A 22,614-nucleotide genomic window follows, 5' to 3' on the forward strand; every position below is an offset into this window, starting at 1 on the left:
ATTATATGGGGCAGTAGCAGGCATTGAAATCGAAGAAGGAGCGGATAAATATGCCTATCGTCAAGGTTTATTTGTCTTGGCACAAAGGGGTGAAAATGTAGCAATTCTTAACGATACTGAGTTTCAACCGAAAACGTGGTATAATCCTTAAACTTGTCTTTGGGAAAGTCCAGTGCGATTCTGGTACTGTGCCGCAGCTGTAATCAAGTAAAAAGTAAAAAGAGTACATCTTCCCTTTTTCCTTGCGAGTCAGAATGCCAATTACAAGTTTTTAATCGGTAGATAGACAAATAATTTTCTAACTACTTCTCTGCGTCGCATGGAGAACAAACAACGGTGAATTGGTTAGTTGAAGCAAATGCTTGTCCGGGTTTATTTTATGGAACTGCTGCCCAAGATGGGTTTTTAATTCGTCTCCGCACCCCCGGTGGATGGCTCAATTCTCCACAGGGAAAAGCGATCGCCACTTGGCTCGAACAATGGCAGACGACAATACAAGTTACCAATCGGGCAAATTTGCAAATTCGCGGACTGCAAAAATCCCCCAGTTTAGAAGAATTTCAAACCCTGCAAAAATTAGGGTTAGCTGCCCATAATCCCAGTATCGATCATTTGCGTAATATCATGTCCAGTCCCACGGCTGGAATTGACTGCCAAGAATCGATCGATACCCGTTCATTAGTCCAAGAATTAGATAATTTTATCCAAAATTATCCATCAATTGCCCAACTAAGTCCTAAATTTAGTATCGGGATCGATGGCGGTGGTGCAGTGGGAATTGGCACCGGTTCAACTATGGCCTGGCAACACCGCTATAACGAGATTCAGCTATCGGCAATTACCGTCAATAATCCGACAAATTTAACTTCTCTTGTTTGCTTTCGATTAGCCCTCGGAGGAGATAAACAATTCTATGACACGGACTTATTAATTGAGCCAGAAAACTGTTTAGCTGTGGTCAAAGCTTTAGTCACAGTTTATATCGATTATGTTCAACAAACCCCCAATATCAAGGGGAAAAAACCTCGGATGAAACACCTGCTCAAAGATTGGGGATTGACAAAATATCTCGAACAAGTTAACTACCAATTACATCGGACTTCTACCGGCATAATACAAGGGCAAGAATACCGGCAGGCTGCCCATTCTACTCAACCCTATTTTCATCTGGGAATTCATCCTCAAAAGCAACCAGGATTATCTTATATTGGTCTATCATTAAGATTAGGACAATTGACGGCTAATCAACTATGGGGATTAGCGGCACTATCAGAAACTTTTGGCAGTGGTCAGTTACGATTAACCCCTTGGCAGACTGTTATATTACCCGATATTCCCGATGAAAAAGTCTCAGAATTGTTGCCAAAACTGGCATCACTAGGATTATCCGCTTCTCTTGGATGGGATGCGGGGATAGTTGCCTGTAGCGGTAAACCGGGCTGTGCAGCGGCGGCCACTGCAACTCAAATTCATGCTTCTCTCTTGGCAGATTATTTGAAAGAACGCTTAACCTGCAATTCTCCTGTTAATATTCATTTGACGGGTTGTGCTAAATCCTGCGCTCAACCGGGTCCAGCCGAAATTACCCTTTTAGGAACTACCATCGAGGAAAATGGCCAAATACTAGAAGCTTATCAAGTCTATGTGGGTGATAGTCAAAAGTTCTTAGAAACACCCATATTTGAGGGAGAATTTACCAAGATTCCCCCCCTCATAGCCCAAATTTTAAGCTCCCAAAAATCGAAAAATTTAGATGAATAGAATGGAATACATTAAGAATGGCGAGGAAATTTACCGCAAATCTTTTGCTATTATTCGGGCTGAAACTAACTGGAAAAATCTCCCCGATGATTTAGCTCATGTGGCGGTTCGTCTAATTCATTCCTGTGGGATGACAGACATAACAGAAGATTTAGAAGCATCACCGGATGCAGTTAAAATCGGACGAAATGCCCTCGCTGGGGGTGCAGCAATTCTCTGTGATTCTCAAATGGTCGCTAATGGCATTACCAAAGCGCGTTTACCTAAAGATAATCCGATTATTTGTACCCTCAATCATCCAGAAGTGACCGAGTTAGCACGGCAAATTAATAATACCCGCTCCGCTGCCGCTTTAGAACTTTGGCGACCTCATTTAGCTGGAGCAGTGGTGGCCATTGGTAATGCACCAACCGCACTTTTTCGCCTGCTAGAATTGCTCGATCAAAATGTAGATAAACCGGCTTTGATTTTAGGCTTTCCCGTGGGATTTGTGGGAGCGGCAGAGTCGAAAACAGAATTAGCAACTAATAGTCGTGGTGTGCCATTTATTACCCTGCACGGACGTAGGGGAGGCAGCGCAATCGCAGCAGCAGCAGTCAATGCTTTAGCAAAAGAGAACGAATTATGAATAAATTAGGCAAACTTTATGGATTAGGAATCGGGCCCGGTGATCCCGAATTGTTGACGCTAAAAGCACACCGGATTCTCACAACTGTTCCGGTAATTGCCTATCCTACCTTAGAAAGTGGCAAAGTTTTGGCACGGGCAATTGTCTCGGATTTTATCCGTCCCGAGCAGATAGAAATTCCCATGCCTTTGCCTTTTAGTGTCGAGCGCAGTTCTCAACCTCATTATGATATTGCCGCCGAAAATATCGCCGAACAGTTAAACTTAGGTCGAGATGTGGCGGTTCTATGTGTGGGCGATCCGATGTTGTATGGCACGTTTATGTATATCTTTAATCGCTTGTGCGATCGCTTTTCCATTGAAGTCGTGCCGGGTATTTCTTCAGTGATGGCAAGTGCAGCAATGCTGGGTGTACCTATTACTTATCGAAATGACGTATTTAGTATTATGCCCGCTACTTTAGAGGCGGAAATATTGCGGGATCGCCTAGCCTTTATCGATGCAGCAGCGATTATTAAATTGGGCAGACATTTCGCTAAAGTTCGCAATATTCTCGAGGAATTAGGATTATTAGAACGCGCCCTCTACATCGAACGAGCAACCCTACCCAATCAGCAAATTATTCCGATTACAGAAGTCGATCCAGAGGCTGCTACTTACTGGTCATTAATTCTGATTCCTAGTAAAACTAAACCCCAATAACAAAGGCAGGGGGCAGGAGGCCGTTTTTGTAACGGGGATTTATGCCCCGCTCCAAAAACTTTTCGTCTTAAGGCGAGGTTTTAGACCCGATTTTTTCAATAACTCTATAGACACTAAGTTAAATCTTCTATCCCCTACCGGGTGCATCTCACATTTGCAGAAATACCGACAATCAGCAATTATCAGTGACTCTTAAATGATGACAAATGTATCAGCAGCTGCCTGTAAGCATCCCACCAAAAAGCTAATGCGCGGGGGGGGGTTGGGGGCGACGCTACGCCCACGACGAGGCTCAACAATACCTCAACAACTAATGGAAGGGGTTCCAGCAAGATTAAAATAAATTAAGGTCATCTGGCCGCAGTCAGTTTTAACCGACTGAAAATATTACTGGGTTTGAGGAGCTTTTTCAAATTGACAGACGAGCGCGTTTATTGGTTAGCATGGTCAAGTATTGCTGGAGTTGGGTCAATTTCCCTAAAGCGACTCTATCAACATTTTGGCAGTGTCGCTGTGGCCTGGAATGCCTCCGATTCTGCGATCGCAGAAGTGGCGGGATTTGGCAAAAAGTTAATGGTAGCGGTACGGGAAGGGCGAGCGCAAATTGACCCAGAAGCTCTTTTCGCCGAACATATCCAGAAAAACCCCCTTTTTTGGACTCCTAGCGACCCAGAATATCCCCGCTTTCTCTGGGAAATTCCCAGTCCTCCCCCCTTACTTTACTATCAAGGAAAGGTCAATTTAGAGGAAAATCAGGGAAATATCCCCACCGTCGCCATTGTGGGTACTCGTAACCCCACGGATCACGGCAGGCGCTGGGCGCGGCGCTTAAGTACCCTTTTGGCCCAACAGGGATTTACTATTGTTTCTGGCATGGCCGAAGGAATTGATGGCGAGGCACACCAAAGCTGTTTAAAAGCAGGGGGAAGAACGATTGCCGTCTTGGGAACGGGGGTCGATGTGGTTTATCCTAGTCGTCATCGGCAGCTACAGGCGGACATCCAAAAGCAGGGTTTAGTCATTAGTGAACATCCCGCCGCAACTCAGCCGAATAAAGCCCATTTTCCCAGTCGTAATCGCATTATCGCCGGTTTAAGTCGCGCGACGATTGTTATCGAGGCCCCCGAAAGGTCTGGCTCCCTGATTACGGCCAGTTATGCTAACGAATTTGGCGGCGATATCTATGCTTTACCCAATTCTCCCGATATTACCGCCGCTAGGGGCTGTTTACAACTCATTCATCAGGGGGCAGAAATTATCGTTTCTGAGGAGAAATTATTAGAAATGTTGGGGGCAATTCCCACCACGAACCAATCCGCACCGGTTAATCTCTCCCCTTCACTTCCTCCAGACACATCCTCGGTCGTTAATGCTGCTCCTCCAGTCAATCTAGAACCTAGACTAGCACAAGTGTATCAGTTATTTGACAGAGATGCCCTGTTGTTTGACATTATTGTTCAAAAAATGCAAATCCCCACCTCAGAAGTGGCGGGGATCTTATTGGAATTAGAATTAATAGGTTTAGTGACTCAGTTACCCGGTATGCGTTACCAGAAAACCTAGTTAACCCCCAAATGCTTATTTAGGGTATTAGCTAAAGTAGTTTTCGGTGCAGCCCCGACCACTAGATCAACTTTTTGACCCCTTTTGAGGATCATCAGGTTTCAGGTGTTTATCTATGGTATTAGCTAAAGTGGTTTTCGGTACAGCCCCGACCACCATATCAACTTTTTGACCTCCTTTGAAGATCATCAGAGTAGGAATACTGCGAATCCCGTACTGACTAGCGATATTGGGGTTTTCGTCGGTGTTGAGTTTCACCACCTTGACTTGCCCTATGAACATTTCGGCAATTTCTCCGACAACGGGAGCCACCATTCGACAGGGGCCGCACCAAGGAGCCCAGAAATCCACTAGGACAAGGTCGGCACTATCTAAAACTTCATCTTTAAAGGTGGCATCTGTAACGGCAGTAACGGCAGTAACCTCTGACATACTTAAGAAATCCTCTAGTAATCACGGTTATCTAGAATACGCAAAAATTCCATTCTAGAGATTCGTGGTGCGATGTTGACATTCCACTGGTGAAAAGGACGAGAACTAGCTCTAAATCCACTTTAGAGGCCTTAACTTGCATCAGAGGTAGCTTCTTGGATCAATTTCACAAGGGGCATTCTTGTATTTTATAACCCTAGAGGCTCTATTTTGACTTTTTTTTGATAAAGTTTTGTAATATTGCCCGAGTCAGTCTCGATGAAAAAATTTTCACCACCAGAGATGAAAGAGGTTTCCTTCCCTACACCCCACACCCCACACCCTACACCCTCTTTCAAGTCAGGGATGGGTGATGGCGGCCAGATAAAATTTTCCTGAAGAAAAACCCCAAAAGTAATCGATTTTATCTAGGCTTAACCTGAGTTTGATTATGATCAGCACAAGCCACCTCCTAATTGAGCTTTGCCATGAAAATTCTGGTCTTAAATGCGGGATCGAGCAGTCAAAAAAGTTGTTTATACGATTTAGATATTCTCCCCTGCCATCCTCCGCAACCGATTTGGGCAGCGGGGATCGATTGGACAGTTAACCCTGATTACGGGGTTTTAACGGTAAAAGCCAAGGGAATTAAACAGGAAATTAATCTTTCTAGTCAGGATCGTCCGGCGGCAATTGCTCGGATGTTAGATACCTTAGTCACTGGCGAAACTAAAGTACTGGCCAACCTGGCCGACATTAGTATAGTCGGTCATCGAGTTGTCCATGGTGGCACGGAATATTCCCAGGCAACCATGATCACTCCCCCAGTCAAAGAAACGATTAAAAAGCTGATTCCCCTCGCTCCTAGCCATAATCCCGCTCATTTAGAAGGAATTGAGGCGATCGAGCAAGTTTTGGGCAATGTTCCTCAAGTAGCAGTGTTTGACACCGCTTTTCATCGTTCTATCCCTCCCGAGTCTTCTCTTTATCCCATTCCCTACCAATGGAGTGAACTGGGAATCCGTCGCTATGGTTTCCATGGCACCAGTCATCAGTACTGCTCCCAACGGGCTGCCGAATTGTTGGCAAAACCCCTAGAATCTTTGAAAATGGTGATTTGTCATCTGGGCAATGGTGCTTCCCTATCGGCAGTCAAGGGGGGTAAAAGTGTCGATACTACTATGGGATTTACTCCCCTAGAGGGATTGATGATGGGAACCCGCAGCGGTTCGATCGATCCGGCGATTCTGATTTATCTAGAGCGAGAATATCAATACAATCCCGATAGTTTAAATAGTTTACTGAATAAAGAATCGGGTTTAAAGGGAATTTCGGGTATTTCTGGGGATATGCGGGCAATTACGACGGCAATGGCCGAAGGCAACCAGAGGGCAAAATTAGCATTTGAGATGTATATTCATCGTCTGAAAAGTTTAATCGGATCGATGATCGCTTCTCTAGAGGGGTTAGATGTGTTGGTATTTACGGCAGGAATCGGCGAAAATTCAGCTTTAGTGCGGGAAAAAGCCAGTCAAGGCTGGTCTTTTTTGGGTTTAGAGTTAGATTTGGCTAAAAATGCCGCCCATCCCCGGGATGAGGATATCGCCACCGACACATCTAAAGTAAGAGTGATGGTAATTGCTACGGCGGAAGATTGGGCGATCGCACGAGAATGCTGGCATTTATCCCCATAGACCTTACCTTTGGCCATTCTCTTTTGGCTCTTCCGTTGTGGGAATCTCCATAATTGGATGGTTAAGAGCAATCATCAAATGGTCTCCCTCTTGGCTAATACTGCTCGGACTGCTGGCCATTTGGGAGAGGGGATCGTTGCGTCCCGAGACGAAGTAGGAGCCAACAGCGATCGCCATAGCGGTGAAAATTGCGCCACCATAAACATAATATTGCCGACGACGCTGACCATCGACTTTTCTGAACACCTGTTCTGCCAATCGGTCGCTGGCCCTAGTAACCGGTACGGGGATTTGCCTTAAATTAGTTTGTAATCCCAAGAGCTGCCGATAGAGTTTTTTAGCGGCAGCATCATGGTCTAACCAATGCTGAACCAGCTTCCTTTCCTCTACCGTTACTTCGTTATCAATATAGGCGCTAATTAAATCGAAACGATGAGCTGCTTCGTTATCCTCATCTAAGAATAAAATATCCTCGGTTGCGGATTGGGAATCCCCCTCATCGTGACGTAACAAAGACTTGATCCATTGAACGTCTTCGGGTTGATAATTATTCATGGTTGACCTCGACCAGAAGCGATCGGTATGCAATCACTTTTCACCAGCACGGAGCTAGTTAACTTTAACGACTCCTCACTTCGACCGTTAGTGCCGAATCACCACAATTTTCTTTAGCCTTCCGTAAAATAGGGCTGTAAAACAGATTGTAATTTAGCGCGAGCGCGAGCAATGCGAGATTTAACAGTTCCTAAAGAAACTCCCGTGATCTCGGCAATTTCTTCGTAGGCCATACCTTCAATTTCTCGCAGAATAATAGTTGTCCGAAAAGCTTCTGGTAAATCAGCGATCGCCGCTTGTAATTGATCGTAGAATTCGTGGGTGGTGAGATGTTCATCGGGACTGGGGTAATCGGACTCGATATCCCAATCGATTTCGCCATCTTCCACGCGCCGGGGAGCATCGAGAGAAATGGGGTGATTAACCCGCTTGCGTTTCCGCAATTCGTCGTAAAAAAGATTAGTAGCAATGCGACTCAACCAACCGCGGAACTTGAGGGGTTCATGGAGACGGTTAATATTGCGATAGACGCGAATCCAGACCTCTTGAGCCAAATCAGCGCGATCTTGCCAATCGGGAGCCAAATGATAGAGTAATTTATCAACATGAGCCTGATAGCGCCGCAGCAGTTCCGCAAAGGCTGCTCGATCAGGCAGGCACCCTTCCTGACAGCGTGCAATCAGATCATAGTTGGAGAGTTTGTCAGGTGACACGGGGTTTTGAGACTTTTTGGCCTCAAGTGACCAAGATGCTGGAATCGATTGACTCATGGGATTTCCTCTAAGGATATAAACTCCTCACTCAGGGCTTGAGGACGGGATAAGTCAGCAAAGGTTCCCGAAATTAAAGAATTTTTTTCCCATATTTTGATTCTAACCGATCGGGGCATTGATCTCAGGGAGCAAGGGAGCAAGGGAGCAACAAGTGGGGAGGTGGGGTAGTGGGGAGGTGGGGTAGTGGGGTAGTGGGGAGAATACATAAAAGCTGTCTCGGAGTCTCGGAGTCTCCTGAATAGCTCTTAAGTTAGGTTTTTTCCTTAGCGAGGATAAAGACGCTGCCTTCGCTGCCGCGGCCGATGCGGAGATCTTCATCGAGATAGGTGATATCGAGCCAACCTGTTTGTGGGCGATTATTGAAGGAAAAATCGAGGGGAGGAAATTTTTGGCCACTTTCGATCGCTTCGATAAATTCTTGGGGAGAATGATAATTGAGAAGACGTTGCAGACCGAGGATCGAGCGCTCAAATTTGACCATTACCCGACGCTCGGATGTGGGTTCAAAGGTAGCGGAGACGATTACTACCGCTTCTAGCCAAGGTAAGCCGATAATTTCGGCGATATTGTAAAGTTTTGACTTGTTCAGGTCGAGATATTGATAAATTTGCCCTAATTGAAAAAAAGGTAGGCCATCTAGTCCCAGAATGCCGCGGCTGCTGGTGAATAGTAAACGCCAATTGCCCCCTAATAGTTGTTTAACTTCCAGGGGATGAGGATGGGGATTGTGGTCCTCCAATTGTTCGATCGCCGCTAAAATCCGCACGCGGTCGCTTTCCGTGGCCAGGAGTCCGCGATTTCTACCAGCGATCAATTCTAGTAATTTCGCTTTGGCATCCATAGAATAGACCTCTTGTAAAAATCAAAAATTGTTGTTAGGGTTAGGAGTCAGTAGCCAGTAGTCAGTAGCCAGGAGAATTAAGAATGAATAATAATCAATTAAATGGTCTATTTACAGATTTTATGCAATTTAATCCTTATTTGTGCCGTTTTTGAACCCTCAAAAATTAATTACGCAAGAGGTTTAATCTCCCTTACTTTTATAAACTACCTCGACCCGCTAGGTACTCGATCGAGGTTTTTGGTGGCCCTAACAGGCTCACCCGCGCCGATGATTTCATGGGTTCAACAGAGTTTTAACCTCAGTGAGCGGCATTTTTAACTGTTGGCCTCACTATTTTAACACGGATTAAATGCCGCGGTTTTAAAACTTTTTCATAACCGTAATTAAGTGATCAAAATAGGGAGCAATTGCGGTTTTTTCTGAGTCACTAAAATAATCTAAACTGTATTGTTTTAAGGCTTCTAATCCCGAAATCATCGCCCCTAATGGTACTTGTAATTCTTGGTAAAGAAGACGCATATTTTCCAATCCCTCGGCACTGGTATAGGGAATCTGCTGTCCGGCGACACCGTAGGTAATACAACGTAAAAAGTTCCAGAAATCACGCCAACAAGCTTCGGCGCGGTAGGGTGGATGAAGAGCACCCCCGGGTTGAAAAATGGTAGGAAATTGGCTTAATAAAGCCTGACGAGCGTTATCGACGATAATATTAGCATTATGCCGCAGTTTTCGAGCTTGCTGAATAGAAACGAGTAAATCAGGCTCTAAATTGACGATAGTATCTAAATCGCTGTCGCTGAGATAGCGAGTTTGATCATCCGCTTGTTGCCAAACAGCGATCGCTGCTTGCTGATAGGGCCAATTAGCGAAACTAATGATTCTCGCTTTTGGGATTAATTGCTGGGCGCGCTCACTCAAAGGCATCGATCGCTCTCCGTCGGGTCAGATTAGGCGGTTAAGATCTCTTTTACCATAAATGATCGAAAAATTAGCGATAACTAAAGATTTTTTGCAATCTGCCCGGGAGGATCGCTTACAATAAACAAAAGCTAAATCATTATAATTTGATCATCATGTCAGTTTTAATAGCGATCGGTGTACTTGCCCTATTAATTGTCGTTCACGAACTAGGTCATTTTGCCGCCGCTCGTGGGCAATCTATCCATGTTAATCGCTTTTCCATCGGTTTTGGTCCAGCTTTAGCTAAATATCAAGGTAAAGAAACGGAATACGCCCTCCGCGCCATTCCTTTAGGGGGTTACGTTGGTTTTCCCGATGACGATCCCGATAGTCAAATTCCCAATAACGATCCTGATTTATTACGCAATCGTCCTGTTTTTGATCGAGCTATCGTCATTAGTGCGGGAGTAATTGCTAATTTAATTTTTGCCTATTTTTTGCTTGTTACCCAAGCTGCTACGGTGGGTTTTACCCAAATTAACTATCAAGAAGGGGTAATTATTCCAGAGGTTTTCACTGCTGAAAATTCCGTCGCCAAACAAGCGGGAATGAAAGCGGGGGATATCGTTCTTGCTGTCAATGATCAGCCCCTTACTGCTTCTCAAAATGCCATTATTGACTTCCGTGACATTATTCAATCTTCCCCCGATCAACCCCTAAAATTAACCATCAAACGCCCCACAGAAACGCTCGATTTAATCGTTACTCCTGAATTGGGCAGTGATGGTCAGGGTAAAATTGGGGTTAGATTGGCTCCCAACGGTGAAGAAACTCACCTGAAAGCCGATAATTTTGGGCAAGCTTTTGGCTTGGGTGCGAGGGAATTTCAACGATTAACCCTATTAACCGTGCAAGGTTTTGGGCAGTTAGTTAGTAACTTTAAAGAAAATGTTCAACAGGTAGCAGGACCGGTTAAAATTGTTGAATACGGAGCGGCGATCGCTCGTAATGATGCGGGGAATCTTTTTCAATTTGCCGCCCTAATTAGTATCAACTTAGCGGTGATTAATATTCTGCCTTTACCTGCCCTTGATGGTGGTCAATTGGTATTTTTATTAATCGAGGCTTTAGTAGGTAAACCTCTCCCAACTAAACTGCAAGATAACATCATGCAAACAGGTCTAGTTTTACTACTAGGATTAGGAGTTTTCTTGATCGTGCGCGATACGGTTAACCTAGCAGTTTTTCAGGATTTATTCCAGTGATGGCCCCGCGAAAAAAAACTAAGCTTCAACTACGCGCCCTAGAGATTTTAAGCAACTTAAAGCGATTATATCCAGAGGCAACCTGTAGCTTAAATTATCAAACTCCCGTGCAGTTATTGGTGGCAGTGATTCTCTCGGCACAATGCACTGATGAGCGGGTAAATAAGGTGACTCCTGCTTTATTCGCCCGTTTTCCCGATGCTAAATCCTTAGCTTTTGCCGAGCGAGAGGAGTTAGAAACCCTAATTCGTTCCACGGGATTCTATCGCAATAAAGCTAAAAATATTCAGGGTGCTTGTCAAAAAATTCTCAAGGATTTTCAGGGGGAAGTACCCAAGACAATGGGGGAATTATTAACTTTACCCGGGGTAGCTAGAAAAACCGCTAATGTGGTACTTGCTCACGCTTACGGGATTATTGAAGGGGTGACAGTAGATACCCACGTTAAGCGCTTAAGTAATCGTTTGGGTTTAACTACTAATAACGATCCGGTGAAAATTGAGCGGGATTTAATGGCTTTACTACCTCAACCAGATTGGGAAACTTTTTCTATTAGTATTATTTACCACGGCCGGGCGGTTTGTAAAGCAAGAAATCCCGCTTGTTTTTCCTGTCAATTAGCCCCTCTTTGTCCCACAGCAAACAGTAAACAGAAAACTCACACCTGATAACTGAATCACTGATAACTGATAACTGATCTGGGGGGCTATAATGGGAAAAAATCACTCATCCATCAATCTTATGAGTCAAGGATCACGGCAAGAAATAAAAACCCAAGCAATAATCCTCGCTACCTTTGTGGCAATTTTTTGGCTGTTAGAGATTTTAGATCAATTTGTTTTTCGGGGCAGTTTAGACTATTTCGGGATTATTCCCCATCAAGTCATCGGATTGCGGGGTATTCTTTTCGCACCTTTCCTACACGGGGACTTTTCCCATCTTATTGCTAATACGGTTCCTTTCCTAATTCTCGGTTGGTTGGTGATGTTACAGGAAACCAGTGACTTTTTTATTGTGACTGGGTTGACCATGGTGGTGGGGGGGTTAGGAGTCTGGTTATTTGCTGCTCCCGGATCCATCCATATCGGGGCAAGTATCTTGATTTTTGGCTATTTAGGTTTTTTATTACTGCGGGGCTATTTCCAAAGAAATATTCCTTCTATACTCTTGTCAATTCTAGTCTTTTTACTCTACGGTGGCACAATTTGGGGCGTTTTGCCTTCCCGTCCGGGGATTTCTTGGCAAGGACATTTATTCGGTTTTCTAGGCGGGGTTTTAGCCGCCAAATTAATCGCCACCGAAAAGAAACATTATTCCTAAATGGGGGAACCTTCTATCTCGCTACATACTTCGTAAAAATCGGTGACAGGAGGTTTCGCAAACAGAGGCGCCATGGATTTCAGCAATAATTCGTGGGCTTCGCTTTTATTTGCCTCCATATCATCGATTTTATCCCAGATGATCACGGCAATGCCTTCGTCGGTTCCGGGTTTTTGCAACAGAAAAGCCCCCTGGAATCCTGTGGAATAGGTGGAAACGGCTTTTTCGTAGAGTTTTTGGGCCTCGGAAAAACACCCCGGTTTGAATTCACCAATAGCCACATAGGCATATTTATGTTTGAGAAAATCGAGAAATTCTGGCATGGCAATCAGGGGAAATGGAATAAATCGTTCTTTCTACTCCCATTAAAACTTAGATCGATCGCTCTCCCCGCCCCATCGACATATTTTTTTAAGTAAGCTTGCCCCAATTACCTCTTTTTTTGTTAGCTTATATGTAGTCGTTATGAGTTTGTATAAGTTCTATGATCAAAATCGTTGGTATTAATGGCAGTTTACGCCCTGGCTCCTATAGTGCGATGGCGTTAGAAGTTGCTATCAGTCGATTAGGGGCGTTAGGAGTAGAAACGGAGATAATTGACCTGAGAAAACTCTCTTTACCCTTCTGTAACGGGGGAGATGACTATTCTGACTATCCCGATGTGGCCAAAATGCAGCAAACGGTTAAATCGGCAGCGGGGTTAATTTTGGCGACACCAGAGTATCATGGCAGTGTCAGTGGTGTGATGAAGAATGCCCTAGATTTAATGAGTTTTGAGGAGTTATCGGGAAAGGTTGCCGGATTAATCAGTGTTTTAGGCGGCCAATCCAATAGTAACGCCCTCAATGATTTAAGAATTATTCTCCGTTGGGTTCATGCTTGGGTAATTCCCGAACAAATTAGCTTAGGACAAGCGTGGCAAGTCTTCAACGAAGAAGGAAAAATCCTTGATGAGAAGCTTTCCCAACGTTTTGACGCTTTTGCGCAAAGTTTAGTCAATAATACCCGTAAACTCAACGAGATCTAGTAATATCAATGGTGATTTTACCGGTAAAATTAGGAATTGGGGCGGCGGGTTTCGATAATTGTACTCTTACCTGTCGCACTCGCTCGATTTTGAGGATATCCTCGGCGATAATTGTGGCCAATTTTTCCACGAGGGCAAATTTGCTGGTTTCAATCTGGTGTTTGACAATTTCGATCGCCTGTCGATAATCTAGGGTATCTTCAATCGCGTCACTTTTGCCAGCAATGCTGATATCAACTTCCAGGGATAAATCCACCTCAAACCATTGACCTAAAACCTGTTCTTCGGCCAGATATCCTGTGTAACCGTAGGCACGAATTCCTGTAACGTGAATAGTATCCATAGATAGTTAAATTAAAAAACTGGCAGCGTTTCCCACAAAGATAAAGTCTAACCCAATTTGGTATCGACATAAGATAACTGCTATAAATTATAGTTTATACGGCTCTCACCTGTTCGACGTAATCTTTGGGGCGTAGTTGACGGAAACCTTGAAAAGCTAATTGTCTCAAGTTGAGAGGTAAATAGGAAAGCAGTAAACCCAGTCTGGCCCGTTGGGATTTTCCTGACAATTTTGAAGCTTTTTCTATTAAAACTCGCCCAGCTTCGCTGTCTCCCTTTTCAATTAATTTTATTCCCAAAGATTCCTGTAAAAAAGCCGTCCTTTTCACTCTTTCTTCTTCTAATTTTACATCGTTAAAGTGATAACCTTCTGTACAAAACAAGTTAGCTTGCAAAAAGTGAACCGCTTGTTTTAAGCTAGTTTGACCTCCATGAAAACGATATTCCATTAATAATTCTGGCAGAAAATAAGCTTGTTTTCCCGCTAAAGCTAACCGCACTAATAAATCAAAATCTTCACAACCATCCGCCTGAGGGCGCATATAATCCACATCAGCCAAAGATCGATAACGAAAAAGAGTCGAACCCACCTGTAAACTTTGATAGGAAAAAGTTTCTCTTTCTAAATCAGGAATAATTCCTAGTTGTAATCTATCTTTGCCCCATTTCGCCGAATTTTTTTTTGTTGCCGATGCAACTCTTTGTCCAAATCTATCAATGATCCAGTGATCGGTACAGACAAAATCAACGTTTTTTTCTTGCTCCAAAATAGGGACAGTTTTCGCTAAAAATTCAGGAGTTAGTCCATCGTCATCATCGAATTTAATAAAATATTCTCCCCGAGCAGCAGTAAAACCAGATCGCATATTTAAACTTCTGCCCATATTTTGAGGATGACGCAGATAAATTATTCTCGAATCCTCAAATGCTGCCACCACTTCTGGGGTACGATCAGAAGAACCATCATCACAGACAATTAACTCAAAATCTTCATAGGTCTGCCGCAACACAGTATTAATCGAATAGCTGAGATAATCGGCGCGGTTATAGGTGGGAATACAAACAGTTACTTTTGGCATAATATTTCAGTTATCAGTTATCAGTTATCAGTTATCAGTTATCAGTTATCAGTTATCAGTTAAGTAGGGAGGCACAATTATTTGTAGGATGGGTTAGCGGTAGCGTAACCCATGCAGGCGTTGGGTTTCATGCTTCAACCCAACCTACGTTCATCTTATATTTAATTCCACCCACCCACTTATCAGCTTGTTACTTGAGAAAGGCAATTAGGCTCTTCGTTACTTGGTATGGTTCGAGCGGGTGGCATAAATAGACTACATCCTTATTTGGCCAGAGACTTAATTGATTAATTCGTTCTAGATGGAAAACAATTGACAAAAATAGCCAAATGTCTTTCTCTATAATGGTTTCATCTCTTATAACCCCGTCTATTGCATAACACAAACCGAAGAACCGGCAATTAATTGGCCATTTTTCTAGTTATCATCACTATTGTCTAGCTGACGGCTGACGGCTGACGGCTGACGGCTTTAAAAGTATTTTTACATTTTTCCAAAGGAATGTTAAGTTTTAGAGTATTGAATGAGTAACCTTGATAGCCATGGCTCCTAAGATAGTAGGGATTATCTGTACCCACAACCGCGATCACTACCTAGAAGGAGCGATCGATAGTCTTTTGGCGCAAACCTGCCCAGATTGCGAGATTTTAGTGGTTGATAACGCATCTACCGATAAAACCCGTCAAGTGGTCGAGTCTCGTCTGGGAGATGGGCGGCTAAAATATGTTTACGAACCTATTTTAGGGCTATCTACCGCCAGAAATCGGGGGGCGAAGGAAACTAGAGCGCCGATCCTAGCTTATTTGGATGACGATGCGATCGCAAGTCCTCAATGGTTGCAAATTCTGTTAAATGCCTACGAAAATAACGAAAAACTGGCAGTAGCGGGGGGTAAAGTTACCCTGATTTGGCCGCAAGGCTACAGTCAACCCAATTGGTTATCCGATGATTTAGCAGCGGGTTTAGGGGCTTTCGATTTGGGCGACAATGTGATATATATTAGCCAAGCGGATTTAACTCCGCGAGGGGTTAATTACTCAATTCGGCGAGATTTCTTGGAGAAAATTGGCGGTTTTGACCCTAAATTGGGAAGAGTTGGCCAAAAACTTCTCTCTAACGAGGAATTATACACTACAGAACTGGCAATCGCCCAGGGATGGCAAGTGGGCTATTTTCCCGAAGCACTGGTGGAACACAATGTTGCCCCAGAAAGAATCAATCGTCAATGGTTTATGCGTCGCAGTTGGTGGCAAGGCATCAGCGAACACTACCGGGAAGAAGTGGCAGGAAGGACGGGATTGGCTCAATTTGGGCGAGGAGGTGAACGTTTGGCGAGAGGATTAGTGAAATCAGTCAAATTTATCAATGATCCTGCTAAAAGCTTTGATAATCTTCTCTTTGCCTACGGACAAATCGGTTATTTAAGCGAAGCCGCCAAAGCGATGTTAAACCCTCAAAAGTAAATTATTGTAAATAAATGGGTAAAAAAGCGTTAATTTGTGGTATATCGGGGCAGGACGGAGCCTACCTAGCCGAATTACTGTTAAAAGCTGGCTATACAGTTTGTGGGACCTCCCGGGATGCCCAAATGTCCTCTTTTAGTAACCTGAAACGTTTGGGAATCAAGGAACAGGTCAAACTAGAATCAATGGCACTGAATGACTTTCGCAGTGTCCTACAGGTGTTGATTAAAATTCAGCCCGATGAGGTCTATAATTTGGCTGGACAAAGTTCTGTGGGTTTATCCTTCGAGCAGCCAGTGGAAACCTTAGAAAGTATTGCCACGGGAACCTTAAATCTCTTAGAAGCAATTCGATTTACTGGGGCAAAGATTAAATTATATAATGCGGGATCGAGTGAATGTTTCGGGGATATCGGCGATAATTCTGCCGACGAAAATACCCCTTTTCGTCCTCGCAGTCCCTACGCTGTGGCCAAATCGGCGGCTTTTTGGGAAGTGGCTAATTATCGAGAAGCCTACGGAATTTTTGCCTGTTCAGGCATACTTTTCAATCATGAATCTCCCCTGCGTCCCGAGCGCTTTGTTACTCAAAAAATCATCGCTGCCGTGGCTAGAATTGCCCGGGGAAGTACCGAGACTTTACACTTAGGAAATATGGATATTCAAAGGGATTGGGGTTGGGGGCCGGAGTACGTTGAAGCGATGTATTTAATGCTGCAACAGGAGCAACCCGATGATTACGTCATTGCCACGGGAGAAAGTTCAAAACTGGAGGATTTTGTCGCCACAGCTTTTGCTACTGTGGGCTTAAATTGGCCAGATCATGTAATTTCCGATCGAAGTTTGTTAAGACCAACAGATTTAGCCATTAGTCGCGGCAATCCCCGCAAAGCTAAGGAAAAATTAGGTTGGCAAGCACGATACAAAATGACCGATATTGTCCCCATGATGCTAGAAAATCGTTTAGAGGAATAGCTATGAATATCTTAATGATTAGTTCCGCCTTTCCCTATCCCCCCACCAGAGGGGGAACTCAGGGCAGAACTTTTAATTTACTTAAGTATCTCAGCAAAAATCATGATATTACTCTCCTCGTTCAACGTGGTGCTGATGTCAGCGATGAGGAGATAGAAAAGTTAGGTAACTTTGTTAGTGAATTGGTAGTTTTTCCCCGTCCTCGAGATGCCAAAACTGGAATAATTGCTAAACTGCAAAGATTAGCTCAATTCCTGCAAACGGGAACCCCTCCCAATGTACTTTTTGGCTATTCTCAAGAGATGCAGAACTGGATAGATAGGGCAGTTAAGAGTCAAAAATTCTCAGTAATCACCAGTGAACATAGTGTTAATGAAATTTATATTCGTCCCCAATGGCAACAGCAAATTAGGACAGTAATTGATGTGCATAGTTCCCTCTATCAAACCTGCAAAAGTCAATTAGAAGTTGGGGTTTCTAGTCAAGAACTACGGGATCGTCTCTACCTTCCTCTCATGCGTCGCTACGAACAAAAAACTGTGCAGAAATTTTCAAAAATTGTCGTCACCACCGATGATGATCAAAAACAAATGGAAGAATTTGCCCCCAATGGAGAGATTTATTTAATTCCTAATGCAGTAGATCTAGATTTGTTTCCCTATCGTTCCCAGGCTCCTTCTGGACATAATTTAGTGTTTATCGGTGGCTTAGATTATTGGGTTAATGTCGATGCGGCCTGTTTTTTAGCTAGAGAAATTTTACCTCGTATTCAAATTACTTACCCCGATACTACTTTAACTTTAGTCGGTGCTAATCCATCCCTAGAAGTGCAAGAATTAACTAAGTTAAAAGGAGTCATTGTGACGGGAAGAGTACCATCAATGACCACCTATCTCCATCGGGCAACTGTGGCAGTTATTCCCCTAAGAACGGGTTTTGGAATGAAGTTCAAAACCCTAGAATCCATGGCTGCGGGGGTGCCGGTGGTGGCCAGCGATCGAGGTTTAGAAGGATTAACAGTGGAGGGAAATAATGTTCCTTTAGCAGCCTTAAGGGCTAATAGTATTGAGGAATATTGTAGGGCGATTAGTAGTCTTTTTGAATCGGCAGATTTGCGAGAAAAATTATCTAGAAATGCTCGCAAATTAATCGAAGATAATTATACTTGGCAGCAAGCAGCGGCTAAGTACGAACAAGTTTTAGTCGCTGATATTTGTTAGGAAATTTCTCTGGTTTTTTGTCAATTAATATGCTATCAAATAAAGTACCAGTGAAAATATCTGTTGTTGTTCCTCTCTATAACGAGGAAGAAAATATCGCTGCTCTTTTTCAACGACTTTTAGCGGTTTTAGAGGGACTAAATAGTAGTTATGAGATCGTTTGCGTCAATGATGGTAGTCGTGACAATACTCTCAAAAATCTCCTGGAATATCATCAACGTTACCCACAAATTAAAGTGGTTAATTTATCCCGTAATTTTGGCAAAGATATTGCCATGTCAGCAGGCATTGATTACAGTCAGGGGATGGCAGTTATTCCTATTGATGCTGATTTACAAGATCCCCCCGAATTAATTGCCGAAATGATCGAAAAATGGCAGCAGGGTTATGATGTGGTTTATGCGTCCCGTCGGGTTAGAATTGGCGAAAGTTGGTTGAAACGTTTCACCGCAGAAGGTTTCTATCAAGTCATAAATAAATTAAGTCGGGTTACTATTCCCCCTAATACCGGAGATTTTCGCTTAATCGATCGTCGAGTGGTAGAATCAATTAAAAAAATGCCCGAACGTCAAAGATTTATGAAAGGAATATTTGCTTGGGTGGGATATAAACAGACATCAATTTTATTCAATCGAGAACCCCGGTATCAAGGACAAACTAAATGGAATTACTGGAAATTATGGAATTTTGCCATCGATGGTATTACCTCCTTTAGTTTTTTACCTCTGAAAGTCTGGACTTATGTGGGATTTATCATTGCACTTGTTAGTCTTGTTTATGCTAGTTTTTTAATGCTCAGGACTATTATTTTAGGAATCGATGTACCTGGATACGCTTCTCTGATGGTTGCTGTCTTATTTTTAGGAGGAATTCAATTACTCACTCTTGGTATTATTGGCGAATATATTGGCAGGGTTTATGAGGAAGTAAAAGGCCGGCCACTTTATCTGGTTCGAGATTGTTATGGTTTTGAAAATCGGGAAGAAGTTATCGATCCAATAACTCAAAATTAAGATACTGACAATAAGGAGAATTAAATCTATGAATACCGAAGTTTTTCAGCAATTTTTTGCCTATTGTGTCGGTAGTTGGCAAACGGAAAGAACCTATCATTATCTAGCTGCTCAAGAAGTGGAACGTTCCCGTACTGAATTCTTCATTCAACCCCTGACTAGGGAGATCAAACAGAAAGTTCTCAGAGATAATAACTATGCTGATATTGCGGATTTAGAAAGTATCCCCGGGTTTAATTTGGGTTTTTATACCATCTCGGAAAAAGGGGAAGAAGTGCGACAAAATCTTAATCTTTTATTTGTGGTTAAAGCAGAAAATAATGGTTATTTAGAAGGAGATTATCTTCGCGATCGCGCCTACGAAGAAGCAAGACCAATTATCTCCGCTTTTCGCTTTGATTCCACTACCAGAGAGTTATTGATGACCACCAATTATACTCGCAGTGTTTCCGTGGATTCAATTACTTTAATTAATCCAGACCTGCGAATTCGCAAAATTATTAACTATCAACGTCCCCAGGAGGGAGAACCCTTAGAAAAAGTTCTCTTGGTCGGTTTTGGGGTTGAGTGTAAAGTCAGTTAAAAAAAATATTTCTTCTCCCCCCTTGATTCTCCAGTCAAGGGGAGATTTTATCATGGAGAAACCATAGGATTAAGGAGCAAAAATAATGCTCAAAATCGGTCAACTTTCCCTAGAAAGTGGTGTTTCAATTAAAACGATTCGTTATTACGAGGAATTAGGATTAATTCAGTCCCCTGAGAGGACAGAGGGACAATTTCGCCTATTTTCTCCCGATACTGTCCATCGCTTGCTATTTGTCAAGAGATTGCAATCCTTGGGTTTGAGTCTGCAACAGATCCGCGAATGTTTAGTGATTCATGACCAGGGTGAGTTACCCTGTGGAGATATTCAGGAAAAATTAATTAAACATATTGCTGAGATCGATCGACAAGTGGAACAATTGCTTTTATTGCGTCAACAATTAACCGAAACCCTGCAAGGATGGACGGATACACCAGCAAAAGACGATCAATTTATTTGCCCTAATCTCAAGGTTTAACTATCATGAAAAAGTTAATTTTATTGGTAACTGTAGCACTGATTTCTACTCCTGTCATTGCTCAACATTTACATACTCAGTCACCTCAAACTCAGACTTTACAAGCAATTCCTGACAATATACCAGCTTGGATGTATAACAAGCAACGTAATCATATTTATCCCCAAAGAGGGGTTTATAATAATGCCATTTATAATGTCAGAGATTTATCTTTAGACTTGAATGCGATCGCTGTTGGTCATGCCTTTGCCTACGAAGATATCGTAACAGGAAAAGCGAAAGATTTAGAAACTAAGACATACCAAAAAATTAATTGGGTTTTAAAAAATCCGCCTAAATTTATGCCCGACGAGGGCAATATTTCCCCAACTTTTGGCAGAAAATACGGCGTTTTAGAACAGGTCTTCGAGTGGGCGCATATTTTCCATGCTCAAACCGTTGATGTTTTAGCCAGCAGCAAATTAACTAATGATGAAAAAGAAGCAGAAATTGAAAAATTATATCAATTTTACTTGACAAAAGTTCCCTATGCTATTACTGGATTACCCATGAATATGGGCTATCTGGATTCCCAGCCCTATTCTAAAGCTTTTCGGCAGAAATATCCGAAAGTTAATGGCTTATTTTGGGGCTACCATTGGTTACAAGGAACAATGTATGACTTACTCTATGAAAAGACGCTAGAAGAACAAAAACAAGCTTATAAACAGGTGGGAAAACAATACCATAGTCAGGAATTGTATCGCACCGATCGAGCTTTTATGCCCATGTTTGCCGAACTTAGTCCCAAGTTTGCCCGACGCTTTCCCGCAATATCTAACACCTTTGATAACCTGCATATGTTGCACGATATGGTTAATGATATTCTGGCTTCCGATTGGCTAACTCCCCAACAAAAAGACGAACAAATTACCCGCGCTATTTGGTTAGTAATGGCTGCTAATCATCGGGAAATGGAAGCAGGAAAAAATTATGGTGGTGAAGGACTACACGATCATCGTTTTCAGTCAGGAATTCCGGGGATGGGATTAATGCCAGCAGATATTTCTCACGAAGGTCATAATCACGACAATCCTGATAATTCCGAGAAAAAACCTGATGATTCTCAAGTAGATGAGGGAGGAGATCACCAACACCATAACCACGAAAATCACTCTCCGGAAAACCCTCCTAATACGGAGAAAAAACCTGACGACAGCAATCATCAAGAGGAACCCAAAAAATGAGAAGATTTTTATTAATTGCTGTGAGTTTAGTCGTTAGTTTTACTAATCCAGTTTTTGCCAACGATCATAATAATCTGGATTCTGGTCGTCCCCTTTCTTTTGATGATGCTGAAAGTCTCGGTTTTGGGGAACAATCGATAGAATTTGGAGGAAGTCTAGTCTTTCCTGAAAATAGTAATCTCGGTGGTGAGTTTGATATTGAATACCTCAACGGTATTATTCGTAATGGTCATATTATTATCGGCATCGATCCGCAACTGGGAGGACGAGTTAATAGTGATGATACAGGTTTTGATCTGGGAAATTTATCTGTAGGTTTTTTCTATAATTTCAATCGTGAATACGATAATGTTCCCGCTTTTGCTATTCGTACTGATTTAGGATTACCGACGGGAAATAATTCTAGGGGATTAGATTTTCGTCTGCGGGGAATTGCCAGTAAAACTGTTGGTCAATTTGATCGCTTGCATCTTAATCTCAATTTAAACATAAAAACCGATCCCGATAACGGCGATCGCTCTTTTTTACCCGCTGCAATTCTCGGTTATTCGCGACCGATTGGTTATCCGAAACGTTTTGATCGCACTTTTTTAGCAGAATTGGGCGTAATTACCGGCGATAATAGTAATGGTGGCGTTTTAATTCGCACTGGTATGGGAATTCGTCAGCAAATTAATCGCCAAGGTGTGATCGATTGGGGTATCGAGGGAGATATTGCCACTAATGGCCATGATCAAAGTCAATTAAAGCTAAAAATTGGTTATTCTTTCGGATTTTAGCCTAGCAAACTGAAG

At 42.9% G+C, this 22,614-nt stretch carries 26 protein-coding genes, 1 pseudogene and 1 riboswitch; of the genes and pseudogenes, 18 read left to right on the forward strand and 9 right to left on the reverse strand.

Annotation, left to right across the window (positions count from 1 at the left end; all coding sequences use genetic code 11):
- The 5 genes and pseudogenes from ACE1AQ_RS10680 to dprA form a co-directional block, all read left to right on the forward strand.
- A pseudogene (locus tag ACE1AQ_RS10680) lies at window positions 1-151 on the forward strand (DUF3782 domain-containing protein); the annotation flags it as partial.
- A riboswitch (cobalamin riboswitch) is annotated at window positions 125-281 on the forward strand. Its footprint overlaps the pseudogene before it by 27 nt.
- 55 nt (window positions 282-336) lie before the next feature.
- Entirely contained in the window at window positions 337-1,761 is a 1,425-nt protein-coding gene (cobG, locus tag ACE1AQ_RS10685) for a precorrin-3B synthase (RefSeq protein ID WP_110543208.1), read from the forward strand.
- 1 nt (window position 1,762) lies between these two features.
- Window positions 1,763-2,389 carry a precorrin-8X methylmutase gene (locus ACE1AQ_RS10690; RefSeq protein ID WP_039899671.1) on the forward strand — a complete coding sequence of 209 codons (627 nt, stop codon included), beginning with the start codon at window positions 1,763-1,765 and terminating at the stop codon, window positions 2,387-2,389.
- Window positions 2,386-3,090 (forward strand): precorrin-2 C(20)-methyltransferase, encoded by a 705-nt coding sequence (gene cobI, locus ACE1AQ_RS10695; protein ID WP_002765815.1) that lies wholly within the window; start codon window positions 2,386-2,388, stop codon window positions 3,088-3,090. Before ACE1AQ_RS10690 ends, cobI begins: the two co-directional genes overlap by 4 nt.
- 414 nt (window positions 3,091-3,504) lie before the next feature.
- A complete protein-coding gene (gene dprA / locus ACE1AQ_RS10700) occupies window positions 3,505-4,653 on the forward strand; it encodes a DNA-processing protein DprA (RefSeq protein WP_110543210.1) in 1,149 nt (382 codons plus the stop codon).
- A 66-nt stretch (window positions 4,654-4,719) separates the two neighbouring features.
- Here dprA and trxA read toward each other — a convergent pair whose 3' ends face one another.
- Window positions 4,720-5,085 carry a thioredoxin gene (gene trxA, locus ACE1AQ_RS10705; protein ID WP_008199171.1) on the reverse strand — a complete coding sequence of 122 codons (366 nt, stop codon included), beginning with the start codon at window positions 5,083-5,085 and terminating at the stop codon, window positions 4,720-4,722.
- A gap of 467 nt (window positions 5,086-5,552) precedes the next feature.
- Between trxA and ACE1AQ_RS10710 the strand changes: the two genes are divergently transcribed.
- Entirely contained in the window at window positions 5,553-6,758 is a 1,206-nt protein-coding gene (locus tag ACE1AQ_RS10710; protein ID WP_110543212.1) for an acetate kinase, read from the forward strand.
- Between the two features lie 3 nt (window positions 6,759-6,761).
- Here the strand turns inward: ACE1AQ_RS10710 and ACE1AQ_RS10715 are convergent, their stop codons facing one another.
- From ACE1AQ_RS10715 to ACE1AQ_RS10730, 4 genes are all read right to left on the reverse strand, one after another.
- Entirely contained in the window at window positions 6,762-7,313 is a 552-nt protein-coding gene (locus ACE1AQ_RS10715) for an anti-sigma factor (RefSeq protein WP_008199168.1), read from the reverse strand.
- Between the two features lie 113 nt (window positions 7,314-7,426).
- Window positions 7,427-8,083 (reverse strand): sigma-70 family RNA polymerase sigma factor, encoded by a 657-nt coding sequence (locus ACE1AQ_RS10720; RefSeq protein WP_008199166.1) that lies wholly within the window; start codon window positions 8,081-8,083, stop codon window positions 7,427-7,429.
- Window positions 8,084-8,336: 253 nt separating this feature from the next.
- Entirely contained in the window at window positions 8,337-8,927 is a 591-nt protein-coding gene (locus ACE1AQ_RS10725; RefSeq protein WP_008199162.1) for a PAP/fibrillin family protein, read from the reverse strand.
- Window positions 8,928-9,290: 363 nt separating this feature from the next.
- Entirely contained in the window at window positions 9,291-9,854 is a 564-nt protein-coding gene (locus ACE1AQ_RS10730) for a phycocyanin (RefSeq protein ID WP_008199161.1), read from the reverse strand.
- 149 nt (window positions 9,855-10,003) lie between these two features.
- Between ACE1AQ_RS10730 and rseP the strand changes: the two genes are divergently transcribed.
- Genes rseP through ACE1AQ_RS10745 form a run of 3 tightly spaced genes read left to right on the forward strand, consistent with a single transcriptional unit; the run spans window position 10,004 to window position 12,415 of the window.
- Window positions 10,004-11,095, forward strand: a complete 1,092-nt coding sequence (rseP, locus tag ACE1AQ_RS10735) for an RIP metalloprotease RseP (protein WP_106909702.1) — start codon at window positions 10,004-10,006, stop codon at window positions 11,093-11,095.
- On the forward strand, window positions 11,095-11,763 hold the full coding sequence (gene nth / locus ACE1AQ_RS10740; protein WP_106909701.1) for an endonuclease III: 669 nt from the start codon (window positions 11,095-11,097) through the stop codon (window positions 11,761-11,763). The genes rseP and nth overlap by 1 nt, the downstream gene beginning before the upstream one ends.
- 43 nt (window positions 11,764-11,806) lie before the next feature.
- Window positions 11,807-12,415 (forward strand): rhomboid family intramembrane serine protease, encoded by a 609-nt coding sequence (locus tag ACE1AQ_RS10745; protein WP_106909700.1) that lies wholly within the window; start codon window positions 11,807-11,809, stop codon window positions 12,413-12,415.
- Here the strand turns inward: ACE1AQ_RS10745 and ACE1AQ_RS10750 are convergent.
- Complete coding sequence (locus tag ACE1AQ_RS10750; protein ID WP_002759792.1) at window positions 12,412-12,738, reverse strand: antibiotic biosynthesis monooxygenase; 327 nt, start codon at window positions 12,736-12,738, stop codon at window positions 12,412-12,414. The two genes, ACE1AQ_RS10745 and ACE1AQ_RS10750, sit on opposite strands and share 4 nt — an antisense overlap.
- A 161-nt stretch (window positions 12,739-12,899) precedes the next feature.
- On the opposite strand from ACE1AQ_RS10750, the gene ACE1AQ_RS10755 reads away from it, so the two are divergent.
- Window positions 12,900-13,442 (forward strand): NADPH-dependent FMN reductase, encoded by a 543-nt coding sequence (locus ACE1AQ_RS10755; protein ID WP_008199152.1) that lies wholly within the window; start codon window positions 12,900-12,902, stop codon window positions 13,440-13,442.
- Here ACE1AQ_RS10755 and folB read toward each other — a convergent pair.
- The 3 genes from folB to ACE1AQ_RS10770 all read right to left on the reverse strand — a co-directional run bounded on the left by folB (window position 13,429) and on the right by ACE1AQ_RS10770 (window position 15,248).
- On the reverse strand, window positions 13,429-13,785 hold the full coding sequence (gene folB, locus ACE1AQ_RS10760; RefSeq protein ID WP_008199150.1) for a dihydroneopterin aldolase: 357 nt from the start codon (window positions 13,783-13,785) through the stop codon (window positions 13,429-13,431). The genes ACE1AQ_RS10755 and folB overlap by 14 nt on opposite strands.
- 94 nt (window positions 13,786-13,879) lie before the next feature.
- On the reverse strand, window positions 13,880-14,863 hold the full coding sequence (locus ACE1AQ_RS10765; RefSeq protein ID WP_008199147.1) for a glycosyltransferase: 984 nt from the start codon (window positions 14,861-14,863) through the stop codon (window positions 13,880-13,882).
- Between the two features lie 190 nt (window positions 14,864-15,053).
- The gene (locus tag ACE1AQ_RS10770) at window positions 15,054-15,248 is read right to left on the reverse strand and encodes a hypothetical protein (RefSeq protein WP_008199145.1); all 195 of its coding nucleotides are present in this window, start codon (window positions 15,246-15,248) and stop codon (window positions 15,054-15,056) included.
- A gap of 157 nt (window positions 15,249-15,405) precedes the next feature.
- On the opposite strand from ACE1AQ_RS10770, the gene ACE1AQ_RS10775 reads away from it, so the two are divergent.
- The 8 genes from ACE1AQ_RS10775 (at window position 15,406) to ACE1AQ_RS10810 (ending at window position 22,599) form a co-directional block, all read left to right on the forward strand.
- Window positions 15,406-16,326 carry a glycosyltransferase family 2 protein gene (locus tag ACE1AQ_RS10775; protein ID WP_039899667.1) on the forward strand — a complete coding sequence of 307 codons (921 nt, stop codon included), beginning with the start codon at window positions 15,406-15,408 and terminating at the stop codon, window positions 16,324-16,326.
- A gap of 14 nt (window positions 16,327-16,340) precedes the next feature.
- On the forward strand, window positions 16,341-17,300 hold the full coding sequence (locus tag ACE1AQ_RS10780) for a GDP-mannose 4,6-dehydratase (RefSeq protein ID WP_008199142.1): 960 nt from the start codon (window positions 16,341-16,343) through the stop codon (window positions 17,298-17,300).
- Window positions 17,301-17,302: 2 nt separating this feature from the next.
- Window positions 17,303-18,520: a glycosyltransferase family 4 protein gene (locus ACE1AQ_RS10785; RefSeq protein ID WP_008199140.1), complete on the forward strand. Its 1,218-nt coding sequence runs from the start codon at window positions 17,303-17,305 to the stop codon at window positions 18,518-18,520.
- A gap of 29 nt (window positions 18,521-18,549) precedes the next feature.
- On the forward strand, window positions 18,550-19,533 hold the full coding sequence (locus tag ACE1AQ_RS10790; RefSeq protein ID WP_106909699.1) for a glycosyltransferase family 2 protein: 984 nt from the start codon (window positions 18,550-18,552) through the stop codon (window positions 19,531-19,533).
- A 28-nt stretch (window positions 19,534-19,561) separates the two neighbouring features.
- Window positions 19,562-20,116 carry a phycobiliprotein lyase gene (locus tag ACE1AQ_RS10795; RefSeq protein WP_008199137.1) on the forward strand — a complete coding sequence of 185 codons (555 nt, stop codon included), beginning with the start codon at window positions 19,562-19,564 and terminating at the stop codon, window positions 20,114-20,116.
- 85 nt (window positions 20,117-20,201) lie between these two features.
- Complete coding sequence (locus tag ACE1AQ_RS10800) at window positions 20,202-20,594, forward strand: MerR family transcriptional regulator (protein WP_008199134.1); 393 nt, start codon at window positions 20,202-20,204, stop codon at window positions 20,592-20,594.
- A 5-nt stretch (window positions 20,595-20,599) separates the two neighbouring features.
- Window positions 20,600-21,820: a hypothetical protein gene (locus ACE1AQ_RS10805; RefSeq protein WP_008199132.1), complete on the forward strand. Its 1,221-nt coding sequence runs from the start codon at window positions 20,600-20,602 to the stop codon at window positions 21,818-21,820.
- Window positions 21,817-22,599, forward strand: a complete 783-nt coding sequence (locus ACE1AQ_RS10810) for a hypothetical protein (protein WP_008199130.1) — start codon at window positions 21,817-21,819, stop codon at window positions 22,597-22,599. The genes ACE1AQ_RS10805 and ACE1AQ_RS10810 overlap by 4 nt, the downstream gene beginning before the upstream one ends.
- Window positions 22,600-22,614 lie beyond the last annotated feature (15 nt).

The organism is Microcystis sp. BLCC-F209 (assembly GCF_041928595.1).
Classification (GTDB): domain Bacteria; phylum Cyanobacteriota; class Cyanobacteriia; order Cyanobacteriales; family Microcystaceae; genus Microcystis.

What these genes read in the sequence shown, in the direction of transcription:
- ACE1AQ_RS10690 (WP_039899671.1), top strand. Translation starts at nt 1,763, where the DNA reads ATGGAATACATTAAGAATGGCGAGGAAATTTACCGCAAATCTTTTGCT.
- cobI (WP_002765815.1), top strand. Translation starts at nt 2,386, where the DNA reads ATGAATAAATTAGGCAAACTTTATGGATTAGGAATCGGGCCCGGTGAT.
- trxA (WP_008199171.1), bottom strand. Translation starts at nt 5,085, where the DNA reads ATGTCAGAGGTTACTGCCGTTACTGCCGTTACAGATGCCACCTTTAAA.
- ACE1AQ_RS10710 (WP_110543212.1), top strand. Translation starts at nt 5,553, where the DNA reads ATGAAAATTCTGGTCTTAAATGCGGGATCGAGCAGTCAAAAAAGTTGT.
- ACE1AQ_RS10715 (WP_008199168.1), bottom strand. Translation starts at nt 7,313, where the DNA reads ATGAATAATTATCAACCCGAAGACGTTCAATGGATCAAGTCTTTGTTA.
- ACE1AQ_RS10720 (WP_008199166.1), bottom strand. Translation starts at nt 8,083, where the DNA reads ATGAGTCAATCGATTCCAGCATCTTGGTCACTTGAGGCCAAAAAGTCT.
- ACE1AQ_RS10725 (WP_008199162.1), bottom strand. Translation starts at nt 8,927, where the DNA reads ATGGATGCCAAAGCGAAATTACTAGAATTGATCGCTGGTAGAAATCGC.
- ACE1AQ_RS10730 (WP_008199161.1), bottom strand. Translation starts at nt 9,854, where the DNA reads ATGCCTTTGAGTGAGCGCGCCCAGCAATTAATCCCAAAAGCGAGAATC.
- rseP (WP_106909702.1), top strand. Translation starts at nt 10,004, where the DNA reads ATGTCAGTTTTAATAGCGATCGGTGTACTTGCCCTATTAATTGTCGTT.
- nth (WP_106909701.1), top strand. Translation starts at nt 11,095, where the DNA reads ATGGCCCCGCGAAAAAAAACTAAGCTTCAACTACGCGCCCTAGAGATT.
- ACE1AQ_RS10745 (WP_106909700.1), top strand. Translation starts at nt 11,807, where the DNA reads ATGGGAAAAAATCACTCATCCATCAATCTTATGAGTCAAGGATCACGG.
- ACE1AQ_RS10750 (WP_002759792.1), bottom strand. Translation starts at nt 12,738, where the DNA reads ATGCCAGAATTTCTCGATTTTCTCAAACATAAATATGCCTATGTGGCT.
- ACE1AQ_RS10755 (WP_008199152.1), top strand. Translation starts at nt 12,900, where the DNA reads ATGATCAAAATCGTTGGTATTAATGGCAGTTTACGCCCTGGCTCCTAT.
- folB (WP_008199150.1), bottom strand. Translation starts at nt 13,785, where the DNA reads ATGGATACTATTCACGTTACAGGAATTCGTGCCTACGGTTACACAGGA.
- ACE1AQ_RS10765 (WP_008199147.1), bottom strand. Translation starts at nt 14,863, where the DNA reads ATGCCAAAAGTAACTGTTTGTATTCCCACCTATAACCGCGCCGATTAT.
- ACE1AQ_RS10775 (WP_039899667.1), top strand. Translation starts at nt 15,406, where the DNA reads ATGGCTCCTAAGATAGTAGGGATTATCTGTACCCACAACCGCGATCAC.
- ACE1AQ_RS10780 (WP_008199142.1), top strand. Translation starts at nt 16,341, where the DNA reads ATGGGTAAAAAAGCGTTAATTTGTGGTATATCGGGGCAGGACGGAGCC.
- ACE1AQ_RS10785 (WP_008199140.1), top strand. Translation starts at nt 17,303, where the DNA reads ATGAATATCTTAATGATTAGTTCCGCCTTTCCCTATCCCCCCACCAGA.
- ACE1AQ_RS10790 (WP_106909699.1), top strand. Translation starts at nt 18,550, where the DNA reads ATGCTATCAAATAAAGTACCAGTGAAAATATCTGTTGTTGTTCCTCTC.
- ACE1AQ_RS10795 (WP_008199137.1), top strand. Translation starts at nt 19,562, where the DNA reads ATGAATACCGAAGTTTTTCAGCAATTTTTTGCCTATTGTGTCGGTAGT.
- ACE1AQ_RS10800 (WP_008199134.1), top strand. Translation starts at nt 20,202, where the DNA reads ATGCTCAAAATCGGTCAACTTTCCCTAGAAAGTGGTGTTTCAATTAAA.
- ACE1AQ_RS10805 (WP_008199132.1), top strand. Translation starts at nt 20,600, where the DNA reads ATGAAAAAGTTAATTTTATTGGTAACTGTAGCACTGATTTCTACTCCT.
- ACE1AQ_RS10810 (WP_008199130.1), top strand. Translation starts at nt 21,817, where the DNA reads ATGAGAAGATTTTTATTAATTGCTGTGAGTTTAGTCGTTAGTTTTACT.